This window comes from Streptomyces sp. NPDC091416, from assembly GCF_044756845.1.
Classification (GTDB): domain Bacteria; phylum Actinomycetota; class Actinomycetes; order Streptomycetales; family Streptomycetaceae; genus Streptomyces.
This window is the reverse complement of record NZ_JBIVTU010000004.1, coordinates 60,503-71,751: the sequence shown is the minus strand read 5'-3', so window position 1 is coordinate 71,751 and position 11,249 is coordinate 60,503. Positions and strand designations below refer to the sequence as shown.

Sequence of the window (11,249 nt, the reverse complement as noted above, 5' to 3'; positions counted from 1 at the left end):
TCCGCCCGGGCGCCGGCGGAAGAAGCCCCGGCTGGCGAGATCACGGCATGACGTGATCTCGCCAACGGTCCCGTCCCTCACCGGCAGCGACAGATCTGACGACCGGGCAGGCGTCGGCCGCTCTCGGGGCGGCCCGGACCGGGAACTCCCACGGCTCCGCAGGCCGGCCACGGTCAGACGGAGCAGTTGGCCGGTCCGATGACACCGTCGGTACCGGTCACCGTCACCGTCGCACCGCGGTCCGCCGTGCGGGCCTGGGCCGCCGTGCAGAAGAGCTGCTGGCGTGCGGGTTCGGACAGCCTGGTGACCGGGGTGTTCAGCGTGACCCGCACGCCCTGCTCACTCAGCTCGACGCTCATCTTCACCCGGTTGCTGGGCAGTTCGGAGCGGAGGCCCGCGTCGCGCTCCGCGCGGCTGGGACCTGCGAAGAGCAGGGCGAGTGCCTTGCTCGCGCCGACGGGCGGCATGTCACCGTACGAGCCGGTGCCGCTCCCCCGGCCCGACGGCTCGGCGTACCGTACGACGGGCATCAGCCGGGCCGCCGACGACGAGGAGACGAAGTACAGGACCATGCCCAGCTCTCCGGCCGGCGCGACCTGCACGATCGCCGGTTCACCGGCCTCGACCACCTCCGTCGCCCGGATGCCGCAGCCCGCGGCCAGCAGCACCAGGGGCAGCACCGCACCGAGCGCGCGCCCGCTCCTCATCGCCCCTCCAGGGGCAGTTCGACGGTGAACACCGCGCCTCCGGACGGCCCGTTCGCGGCATGGACCGTGCCACCGTGCAGCCGGACGTTCTCCCGGGTGATCGCCAGGCCCAGTCCGCTTCCCGTCGACCGGGTGCGGGCCGCGTCGGCCTTGTAGAAGCGGTCGAAGATGTGCGGGAGGACGGCGGCGTCGATGCCCGCGCCGCTGTCCTCGACCTCGGTCACCAGCCGGGCCGTCCCGTCCCGCCGTCCGGTCCGCAGCCGTACGGTGACGGGCTCGGACCCGTGCCGCAGAGCGTTGCCGACCAGGTTCGCGACGATCACGTCGAAGCGGCGCGGGTCGAGCACCGCCCGTACACCGTCCGGGAGTTGGGTGCGGACCCGGTGCTCCCAGTGACGGGCCTGGAGCGTCTTGCGGATGGTCTCGGCCACGTCGACCTCGTCGCTGTGGAGGTCGACGGCACCGGCGTCGAACCGGGAGATCTCCATCAGGTCCTCGACCAGCGTGGCGAGCTTCCCGGTCTCCGTACTGATCAGCCGGACGGCCGCCGCCGTGTCGGGACGCAGCCCGGCGGCGTCCTCGTCGAGGACCTCGGTGACGGCGAGCATGCCGGCGAGCGGGGTACGCAGCTCGTGCGAGACGTCCGAGGCGAAGCGCCGGGCCCGTTCCTCCGCCTGGCGGAGCTCCTCGACGGATTCCTGGAGTTTGGTCGAGGACTCGTTGAACGTCCAGGCGAGTTCGGCGAGTTCGTCGGAGCCCCGGACCGCGATCCGGGTGTGGAGCTCGCCCCTGCCGATGCCCGCGGCGGCGCGGCGCAGATCGCGTACCGGACGCAGGACGCTGCGCGCGGCCAGCAGGGCGGGGACCAGGGCGATGAGCAGGGCGGGCAGGGCACCGTCGCGGGCCGCGGTGACCATGGCGGCGACGTTGGCCTCCTCGGTGGCGAGCGGCATCACGGCGTAGAGGACCAGTCCGGTGGGCTGGCGGCCGTCGCCGCGGTTGAAGAGCGTCGGCATGCCGACGGTCAGCCAGGGCTTGCCGTCCTTCACCACGCGCTGGAACGAGCCGTGGCTGTTCTCCTTCGTGGCCGCTCGCAGGGCGGCCGTGATCACGGTGGAGGTCGGCCGGTCCGAGGAGGAGGCCCGCAGGCTCCCGTACTCGGCGAAGACGGTCCAGGTGTGCGACTTGCCGTCGCGGGCCAGGGCGAGGCACATGTCCCTCAGCCCGAGCCGGTCCGGTGGAAGGTCCACGCCCCGTGCGCTGACCCGGTCCCGGAACTGGGCGACGGCGGTGTCCTGCGCCTGTTGCAGGATCGCCGAGCGTGCCTCGCGGTAGGTCAGGGTCGCGGTGGTGGCGGCGCTGACCGCTGCGACGAAGAGGAACGCGGCTATGAGCCGGGTACGCAGGCCGAACCGGGCGGCGAACAGCTTCATCCGAGTGGCCCGAAGCGGTAGCCGAAGCCGCGGACGGTCTGGATGTAGCGCGGGTTTCCGGCCACGTCCTCGATCTTCTGCCGCAGCCTGCGCACACAGGCGTCGACCAGCCGGGCATCGCCGTGGTAGCTGTGCTCCCACACGTACTCGAGGAGCTGCTGGCGGCTGAAGACCTGTTCCGGCGCGCCCGACAGATGCAGCAGCAGCTTCAGTTCGGAGGGCGCGAGGAGCAGCCGCTCCCCCGCCTTGGCGACGGTGAGGCCGACCCGGTCGACCGTCAGCGCGCCGTGGGTCTCGACACCGCCGCGCCCTGCGGGTTCGGCGAGCCGCCGCAGCACCGCGCGGATCCTGGCCTCTATGACCTCGGTCCGGGCCGGCTTGACGATGTAGTCGTCGGCACCGGCCTCCAGTCCCACGACGACGTCGAAGTCGTCGCCGCGTGCGGTGAGCATGATGATCGGCAGCTGGCTGGTCTCCCGGATGCGGCGGCACACCTGGACGCCGTTCATTCCGGGCAGCATGAGGTCGAGCAGGACGAGTTCGGGCCGGAACTCGTCCAGCGCGGCCAGCCCGGCCTCGCCCGTGCCGACGGTCCGCATGTCGTGCCCGCGCCTGCGCAGCCCCAGTTCGACCCCTTCCCGTACGGAGGGGTCGTCTTCGATCAGCAGCACGCGTGGCATGGCGTCAGTATCCCAGTGATCAAGGAGTGGATTCGGAAGTGTGAGCGGACCCGTGACATCTCAGGCGCGCCGCAGCCGGTTCCGTACGGCGCTCAGCGCGGCGTCGACCTCGGTCAGCCGCAACGGGCGGGCCAGCAGGGCCACGACCAGGAAGAGGACGAGCACACCGGCCCCCGCGGGGGCGAAGTCCCGCAGCCCCGCGCCGTCCGTGTCGACGAGGCGGGCCGCCCCGTACGCCAGCAGCCCCGCGGGCACGCACGCGGCCACCAGACGGGCGTGCGCCCCCACCCCCGGCGAGCGCAGCAGCGCGGGCGTCGGCGCACCGGCCGCGGCGACCCTGCGGTGCAGTACGTACGCGGTGACGGTGAACCCGGCGAACAGGGCCACGGAATAGGCACCCGCCATTCCCGTCACCGCCCAGCGTGCGGGCAGCAGCAGATAGGCGGCGACCGAGAGGCCGGCGTTGAGCGCGGCGATGACCAGGTTGAGGAGGAAGGGGGTGCGGGTGTCGCTCATCGCGTAGAAGCCGCGGGAGAGCACGTACTGACCGGAGTAGGCGACGAGTCCCGGAGCGAAGGCGGCCATCATGCCCGCCATCACCGTGATGTCGGCCGGTCCGGTCTGTCCGTACCCGAAGACGGACCCCATCACCCACGGGGCGAGCGCGAGCAGCGCGGCGGCGGCCGGGACCACGACGGCGGCGGAGGTCCGCAGCGCGTACGAGACGTCGCGCCGCACCCCGGCCAGGTCGCCCTCGGCGGCGGACCGGCTCATCCGCGGCATCAGCGCGGTGACGAGGCTGACGGTCACGATGCCCTGCGGCACGACCCACAGCTGGAAGGCATAGCTGTACGCGGTGTAGCCCGCGCCGCCCGCCAGGCCCTGGTCCGCGGCGTGCTGACCGGTGGCGGTGGAGAGCCGGGTCACCACCCAGTAGGCGGCCTGGTTGGTGAGCACCATCATGACGAGCCAGCCGGCCGCCCGCAGCGGCCGGGTGAGCCCGCTGCCGCGCCAGTCGAACCGGGGCCGCCAGCGGAACCCGGCGGCGCGCAGGGCGGGCACCAGCGCGAGGGTCTGCACGGCGATGCCGGCGGTGGTCCCCCAGCCGAGCCACTGCGCCTGCGCGGAGGTCAGCTCGCCGCCCGAACCGGCCGCGGTCCAGAGGTAGAGACCGAACACCGCGATGATCACGAGGTTGTTGAGAACGGGCGTCCACATCATGGCGCCGAACCGGTTCCGGGCGTTGAGGACCTGTCCGAGCAGGGTGAAGAGCCCGTAGAAGAGGATCTGGGGCAGGCAGTAGCGGGCCAGGGCGATGGTGAGTTCCGCCTGGTGGCCGTCGTACGTGGGGGCGTACACCGAGATGATCAGCGGGGCGCCGACGACGGCGAGCGCGGTGAGGGCGAGGAGCCCGACCGTGCAGAGAGTGAGCAGGCGGTCGGTGTAGGCGGCCCCGCCATCGCTGTGTTCCCGGGCGGCCCGGACGAGTTCGGGGACGAAGACGGCGTTCAGGGCGCCGCCGATCAGCAGCATGTAGAGGATGTTGGGAACGGTGTTGGCGACCGTGTAGCCATCGGCCCGCAGTCCGGTGCCGAGCGCGGCCACGACGACCGCCGAGCGTATGAACCCCGTCGCCCGCGAGACGACGGAACCGGCGGCCATGACGGCCCCGCTGCGCAGCACCGAGCCGGACTTCCGCGCCTCGTGCTCGTCCGTGGCGACCGTGCCGGTGGCCGCGTCCGCGGCCGTCACCGGTGCGCCAGATAGGCCTGGAACGCCCGGTACAGCGTCTTGTTGGCAGCGCCGCCCACTGATGTCTCCCACTCTCCGAGGGTCTCCACGACCTGCCCTCCGGTGCCGAACTTCCAGCGCAGCAGTCCGAAGGAGCGGTCATCGGGATCGAGGGTGGACGATACCCCGCGCATGTCGTACACCTCCGCGCCCTGGGCCTGGGCGTCGAGGAGCATCTGCCACTGCAGCGCGTTGCTGGGGCGGACCTCGCGGCGGTGATCGGCGGACGCGCCCGTCTGGTACCAGACCCGGCGCCCGGTGCTGATCATCGTGTGGGCGGCGAGGATCTCGCCCTCGTGCACGGCGAGGCAGAGCTTCATCCGGCCGGGCTGTTCGGCGTTGAGCACGGCGTACTGGCGCTGGTAGTAGGCCAGGGAACGGCCGAGCCGGAAGCCGTCGCGTTCCTCGGTGATCCGCAGCAGGCGGTGGAACTCGGGGAGTTCGGCCGCGCTCCCGGTGACGATGCGCACCCCCGACCGGCCGGCCTTGCGGACGTTGCGGCGCCATTCCTGGTTGAGCCCGGCCCACAGGTCGTCGGAGGTCCGTCCGGCGAGCGGTACCCGGAAGACGTACCGGGGCTGGGCGTCGGCGTCGTCGCCGTCCCCGCCGCAGCGCTGCCAGCCGCGTGCCCGCAACCGGTCGGCCACGGCCGCGCCGAGCGGGTCGACCTCGCGAGCCAGCACGTCACCGACGGTGCGGCCGGGACCGGTGGCGGACTTCAGGCGGGCGGTGTCCCAGCGGCGGTAGGCCGGGGACGGCCCGATGCGCACGGCGAACGCCCCCGCGCCGCGCAGATGCGCCATGAGGGGCCGCAGCCAGCGGTCTATTCCGGGATCGGCCCAGTCCGCCACCGGCCCTTCCGGTATATAGGCGAAGTATTTACGGGTACCGGGGAATTGCCGGTAGAGAATCAGCGCGCTGCCGGCCACTTGTCCGCACTCGTCGAGCCAGCCGACGCTCTCCGATGTCCACTGGTCCTTCACACCGGCCCAGGACGGGTACTGGAGAAAGCTCGCGTCCCCGTGCGCGGCCAGGTGCGCGCGGTGCTCGGCGGCCGTCAGACCGCATATCCGTAGTTCCCGGTGACGGCTGCGGTCTCCGGTCGCGAGCAGCGCTGACATGTCCGTGGCCTTCCCTCATGGGCCCCGCGGCGGTTCGGCGGGGCTGCACAGGATGCTCACAGCGGACCATGACCGGGCTGCGCGCCGGATGTGACCGGACGATGACCGTTGCGCTGCGCTTCCTGTCACACACCGCATTCACGCATTTCCGCGGATTTACGGAACCTAGGCTCCGGTGAATGCCTCTCCTTCGACGACAGAGCAAGGCCCAGGAGGTCTTTCCGTTGCTGCCCGCCCCTTTCATATCCGCCGCTCGGCGCACCGTCCTTTCCACGAGCCCGGCACGTCCTGCCCGGCTGGCCCTGATCGCCGGCACCGCGGTGCTCGGTGTCACTCTGACGGCCTGCTCCGGTGGCGCCGCGGCCTCGGGGCACGACGGCAAGGAGCAGGGTGCCGGTCCCTCCAAGGCCGCGGAGACCCGCATCTCGGTGAACCTGCGTGGCGCCTCGGCCGCCGCGGGCACACCGGTCACGGTAACGGTTGCCGCCGGAAAGCTGCGCACGGTCACGGTCGCGGCGGACGGCGGCGACGCCCTCACCGGCCGGCTCTCCCCCGACGGCAGGACCTGGACGTCCGACCGTCCGGCGGCGCCCGGCACCACGTACCACGTCGAGGCGAAGGGCACGGGCGGCGGCAGTGACACGGCCGGGTTCACCACGGCCCCGGCGGACAAGGTGAACAAGCTGACCCTCGCTCCCGGCAAGAACACCACGGTCGGCATCGCCCAGCCGCTGTCCATCGTGTTCGACAACCCGGTGAAGAACAGGGCGGCGGTCGAGAAGGCGCTCAAGGTCTCCACCTCGAACGACACCGAGGGGTCCTGGGGCTGGCTGCGGGACTACTCGGGCCGCGACCGCGTGGACTGGCGGCCGAAGGAGTACTGGAAGTCCGGCACCCGCATCACCCTGGACGCCGAGCTCAACGGCGTCGACTCGGGCTCCTCGGGCGGGTGGTTCGTACGCGACTACGCGACGACGTTCACCGTCGGCAGCAGTCAGGTGGTCAAGGTGGACCTGGACCGTCACCGGCTGGCGCTGAAGCGCGACGGCAGGACCGTCATGGACGTGCCCGTGTCGGGGGGCACGCCGGGCGGCGACCGGGCGTCCTGGCGCGGCACGGCCGTCCTGATGGCGAAGGAGGGAACGATCAACATGAACTCCGAGACGGTGGGCCTCGGGGACGCGTACGACAAGATGGTCGACTTCTCGATGCGGCTGACCTGGTCGGGCATGTACGCCCATGCCGCGCCGTGGAACGCCGCGTACTTCGGGGTGGCCAACCACAGTTCGGGCTGTGTCGGCATGAGCGACGCGAACGCCGCGTCGCTCTACCGTCAGGCCCGTGTCGGCGACCCGTTCGAGATCACGGGCGCGGACGCCAAGGGCACGGTCGCGGAGGGCAACGGCTACGGGGCGTGGAACGTCTCCTGGTCCGACTGGCGGACCAGGAGCGCTCTCGGCTGACGGGCACGACGGCCGGCACGGCTCTCATCGCCGGCACGACCGGCACGGCCGGCGCGCAGCTGACCTTCTCCCCGCCCGGCACAGGCCCTCGCAGGCGTCCGTGCCAGGTGCGGGAAGTGATCACCGGCTGCCGCCGGACGGGCACCGCTGCCCGGACCGCGCCTCTCGGCGGGTCCCGGCTACCGCGCTTCCGGCATCAGCGTGCCCGGCTGAGCCGGGCCGACGCCCGTCGCCTCCGTCTTCGGGTTGCGCCGCTGCCGCTTCGCCACCCAGGTGGCGAACCACGAGAGCAGCATGCACATCCCGATGTAGATCGGCGAGATCACCATCACCACGGGGATGAAGGGGAGATCGTAGTCGAGGTTGGACGCGATGAGCTTCCCCGCATGGAGGAACTCCTCGTAGGTGATCAGGTAGCCCAGCGAGGTGTCCTTCAGCGCCACCACCAACTGGCTGATGATGGTGGGCAGCATCGCGCGCACCGCCTGCGGTGCCAGGACGAAGGTCGTGACCTGCGTCTTGCGCATGCCGAGGGCGAACGCCGCCTCGCCCTGGCCGCGCTCCACCGAGTTGATGCCGGTACGGAAGACCTCGGCGAGCACCGAGCCGTTGTACAGCGTCAGTCCGGCGACCAGGGCCGGCAGCGGCTGCACCTTCAGCGCGACGAAGATGAAGAAGATCATCACCAGCACGGGCATGGCACGGAAGAACTCGACGAGGATCGTCGCCACCCAGCGCACCGGCCGGTGGTCGGAGAGCCTGCCCACCGCCAGGACGGCCCCGAGCGCCAGTGAGAGCACCGCCGCGTACGCGAACGCCTTGAGGGTGTTGCCGAGCCCGCGCAGCAGCAGTTCCTGAATGCCCTTGTACTCGAAGGGCGTCCATTTGGCGCTGGTGAACTGGTCGGTGTCGAAGAGCAGGTAGATCACCCAGCCGACCAGGGCGAGGATCAGGATCGTCGAGACGATCCCGTAGACGAGGTGCCGCTTGCGGGTCTGCGGCCCCGGGATGTCGTAGAGGACGGTCGCACCGGTGGTGGAGTGGGCGGTCATCGGGCGACTCCCCAGCGCTTCTCCAGCACGTTGAAGAGCGCGCTGATGGTCAGAGTGATGATCAGGTAGCCGACGGCGATCCAGACGAACGTCCAGATGATGTTGTAGCCCAGCTCGTTGAGGGTCTTGTAGGTGCCGAGCAGTTCGGTGACGCTGAACGCCCCGGCGATCGCCGAGTTCTTGGCCAGGGCGATGAGCGTCGAGCCGACCGGTGGGATCACCGAGCGGAACGCCTGCGGAAGCACCACGTTCCCGAGCGTCTGGCCGAACGTCATGCCGAGGCTCCGCGCCGCCTCGCCCTGCCCGGTGGGCACGGTGTTGATTCCGGAACGCAGCACCTCGCAGATGAACGCGGAGGTGTAGCAGCCGAGGGCGAGGATCGCGAAGACGTTGAACGGCAGGACCAGGCCGAAGCGCGGCAGACCGAGGAGCACGGCGAAGAAGAGCAGCGTCAGCGGGGTGTTGCGCAGCACGGTCACCCAGACCGTGCCGATCACCCGGAGCGAGCCGACGGGCGCCACCCGGAAGGAGGCCATGACGAATCCGAGGACCATCGCCAGGATCGAGGCGTAGAAGGTCAGCTCGACGGTCCCGAGGAACCCCTTGCCGTAGAGCGAGAAGTTGTCGGTGAGTACGTCCATGTGTCGTGGCCGTCCTCTCAGGTCGCCGGGTAGTTGTCGATGGGCGGCGGTTTCGGCGCGGGCACACCGGAGAGCCCGAGCGTCGCCTCGAACGCCTTCTTCCAGTTGCCGTTCTTCTCGTTCTCCTCCAGCGCGTCGTTGAGCGCGAACCGCAGCGCGTTGTCGCTGCGCGGGACCCCGATGCCGTACGGCTCCTCGGAGAAGGGTTTGCCGACGACCTTCATCTCCTCGGGCGCCTTCGCGGCGAAGCCCAGCAGGATCGCGTCGTCGGTGGTGACCACGTCGACCTGGTACGTCAGCAGGTTGTCGACGCAGATCGAGTACGTGTCGTAGGCGACCAGCTTCGCCTTCGGGTAGTCGGCGGCGATCCGCTGGTACGGGGTCGAACCGGCCGCCGAGCAGACCGTCTTGCCGGCCAGGTCCTGCGGTCCGTGGATGTCGTCCTCGTCCGTACGGACCAGCAGCCCCTGGCCCGCCATGTAGTAGGGACCGGCGAACCCGACGAGCTTCTTGCGCATGTCGTTGATGGTGTAGGTGCCGACGTAGTAGTCGATCTGCCCGTTCTGCAGGGCGGTCTCGCGGTTGGCGGAGGCGATGGTCTTGAACCGGATCGTCTTCGGGTCGAAACCGATCGAGGCCGCCATCATCCGGGCGATCTCGATGTCGAAACCGGAGTAGATGCCCGTGGCCGGGTCCTTCTCGCCCAGGTAGGGCTGGTCCTCCTTGGCCCCCACCCGCAGATATCCGCGCTTCTTGGCCCTGGTCCACGTCTTGGAGTCCGGCAGCTCGAAACCGGTGTCGACCCGGTAGACCGGCAGCGCTCCGGCCTGCGGCCCCTTCACCGGCGGGCTGCCCTCCTTGCCGCAGCCCGCCGCGAGGACGGCCAGCAGCAGACCGGCACAGGCGGCCAGTACTTTTCTCGTACGCAACACACGGCCTCCCGTCAGTGCTTGAGGATCTTGGAAAGGAAGTCCTTGGCGCGGTCGCTCTCCGGGGCGGTGAAGAAGTCCTCCGGGGTGCGGTCCTCGACGATGCGGCCGTCGGCCATGAACACGACGCGGTTGGCCGCGGAGCGGGCGAAGCCCATCTCATGGGTGACGACGACCATGGTCATGCCCTCGCGGGCGAGCTGCTGCATCACCTCCAGCACCTCGTTGATCATCTCCGGGTCGAGGGCCGAAGTGGGCTCGTCGAAGAGGAGGGCCTTCGGGTCCATGGCGAGGGCGCGGGCGATGGCCACGCGCTGCTGCTGGCCGCCGGAGAGCTGGGCGGGGAACTTGTCGGCCTGACCGACGAGCCCCACCCGCTCCAGGAGCTCCCGGGACCGCCGGTCGGCCTCGTCCTTCTTCCGCTTGCGGACCTTGAGCTGCGCCAGCGAGACATTGGCCAGCACGGTCTTGTGCGCGAAGAGGTTGAACGACTGGAAGACCATGCCGACTTCGGCCCTCAGTTGCGCCAGGCCCTTGCCCTCCTCGGGAAGGGGTCTGCCGTCGATGGAGATATGGCCCGACTCGATCGTCTCGAGGCGGTTGATGGTCCGGCAGAGCGTTGACTTCCCGGAGCCGGAGGGGCCGATGACCACCACCACCTCCCCGCGGCCGACGGTGAGATTGATGTCCTGCAGTACGTGCAACTTTCCGTAGAACTTATTGACGTCACGCAGCTCGATCAACGGATCGACGGCCATACGCTGCCCTACCCAATTATCGCTTTGTCGAGGTCAGCGCAAACTATCCACCCCGGCAAGGGACTTCACACCCGACACGCGTAAATGGGTCATAAGGCGTTTTATCTCGCCGCGCGGTGCGCGCGGCCGGCGGTCACCCCTCGGCCGACTCCGAGTACACCTGCGACAGCTCCGGACTACCCGTCATCGCCCAGTCCAGACCGGCCTCGACGACATCGATCTCGCGCCCCGACGCGAGGCGGACCACGGGCTGGCCGCTGGGCCAGATATGCCAGTGCGCACCGTCGACGGTGCGCACCAGAACCGTGCCCAGATAGAGCCCCGCGTCATTGCCCAGCCAGGGAAGTTCCTCCGGATCGTCGCGCCAGCGCGGCGGCAACTGGTCCAGCGCCGCCAACGAGGCCGGACTGTCGTCGAGTTCGAGCCCTCTCTCCCCCACCCGGACGCGGAGCAGCTCGCATTCGGCGAGCAGTGCGGCCACGCCGTCCGGATCGGCCTCGACGGCGGCCGCGAGCCCCGCCTCCCGCGTTCCGTCGTGACGCTTACGCCAGTTGTCCAAGAAAGGGATGTTCATACCACTCAGGTTCCCATCCCGGCCGGGATCCGCACCACAGGGCGCGCGGCCTGTCGTTCGAGTGCTGAACACCACGCGTACGCCCCACGTTCACCCGGAC

The 11,249-nt window shown here is 70.2% G+C and carries 11 protein-coding genes; 1 reads left to right on the top strand and 10 read right to left on the bottom strand.

Annotated features, from left to right (window positions below; all coding sequences use genetic code 11):
- Positions 1-173: 173 nt before the first annotated feature.
- The 5 genes from ACIQMX_RS13985 to ACIQMX_RS13965 are packed head-to-tail and all read right to left on the bottom strand — an operon-like array spanning position 174 to position 5,732.
- Complete coding sequence (locus ACIQMX_RS13985; RefSeq protein WP_402477683.1) at positions 174-707, bottom strand: hypothetical protein; 534 nt, start codon at positions 705-707, stop codon at positions 174-176.
- A complete protein-coding gene (locus ACIQMX_RS13980; RefSeq protein WP_402477681.1) occupies positions 704-2,140 on the bottom strand; it encodes a sensor histidine kinase in 1,437 nt (478 codons plus the stop codon). Before ACIQMX_RS13980 ends, ACIQMX_RS13985 begins: the two co-directional genes overlap by 4 nt.
- Positions 2,137-2,820: a response regulator transcription factor gene (locus ACIQMX_RS13975; protein WP_363075933.1), complete on the bottom strand. Its 684-nt coding sequence runs from the start codon at positions 2,818-2,820 to the stop codon at positions 2,137-2,139. Before ACIQMX_RS13975 ends, ACIQMX_RS13980 begins: the two co-directional genes overlap by 4 nt.
- A 60-nt stretch (positions 2,821-2,880) precedes the next feature.
- Entirely contained in the window at positions 2,881-4,572 is a 1,692-nt protein-coding gene (gene murJ, locus ACIQMX_RS13970; RefSeq protein WP_363075931.1) for a murein biosynthesis integral membrane protein MurJ, read from the bottom strand.
- On the bottom strand, positions 4,569-5,732 hold the full coding sequence (locus ACIQMX_RS13965; RefSeq protein WP_363075929.1) for a peptidoglycan bridge formation glycyltransferase FemA/FemB family protein: 1,164 nt from the start codon (positions 5,730-5,732) through the stop codon (positions 4,569-4,571). The genes murJ and ACIQMX_RS13965 overlap by 4 nt, the downstream gene beginning before the upstream one ends.
- Before the next feature lie 242 nt (positions 5,733-5,974).
- On the opposite strand from ACIQMX_RS13965, the gene ACIQMX_RS13960 reads away from it, so the two are divergent.
- Positions 5,975-7,195: an Ig-like domain-containing protein gene (locus ACIQMX_RS13960; RefSeq protein WP_402478461.1), complete on the top strand. Its 1,221-nt coding sequence runs from the start codon at positions 5,975-5,977 to the stop codon at positions 7,193-7,195.
- A 179-nt stretch (positions 7,196-7,374) separates the two neighbouring features.
- Here the strand turns inward: ACIQMX_RS13960 and ACIQMX_RS13955 are convergent, their stop codons facing one another.
- The 5 genes from ACIQMX_RS13955 to ACIQMX_RS13935 form a co-directional block, all read right to left on the bottom strand.
- Positions 7,375-8,247: an amino acid ABC transporter permease gene (locus tag ACIQMX_RS13955; protein WP_402477676.1), complete on the bottom strand. Its 873-nt coding sequence runs from the start codon at positions 8,245-8,247 to the stop codon at positions 7,375-7,377.
- Complete coding sequence (locus ACIQMX_RS13950) at positions 8,244-8,888, bottom strand: amino acid ABC transporter permease (protein ID WP_363075925.1); 645 nt, start codon at positions 8,886-8,888, stop codon at positions 8,244-8,246. The genes ACIQMX_RS13955 and ACIQMX_RS13950 overlap by 4 nt, the downstream gene beginning before the upstream one ends.
- A 17-nt stretch (positions 8,889-8,905) precedes the next feature.
- On the bottom strand, positions 8,906-9,817 hold the full coding sequence (locus ACIQMX_RS13945; protein WP_402477672.1) for a glutamate ABC transporter substrate-binding protein: 912 nt from the start codon (positions 9,815-9,817) through the stop codon (positions 8,906-8,908).
- A 14-nt stretch (positions 9,818-9,831) separates the two neighbouring features.
- Positions 9,832-10,575 (bottom strand): amino acid ABC transporter ATP-binding protein, encoded by a 744-nt coding sequence (locus ACIQMX_RS13940; protein WP_327707985.1) that lies wholly within the window; start codon positions 10,573-10,575, stop codon positions 9,832-9,834.
- A 133-nt stretch (positions 10,576-10,708) separates the two neighbouring features.
- Positions 10,709-11,149 carry a DUF6278 family protein gene (locus tag ACIQMX_RS13935; RefSeq protein ID WP_363075921.1) on the bottom strand — a complete coding sequence of 147 codons (441 nt, stop codon included), beginning with the start codon at positions 11,147-11,149 and terminating at the stop codon, positions 10,709-10,711.
- Positions 11,150-11,249 lie beyond the last annotated feature (100 nt).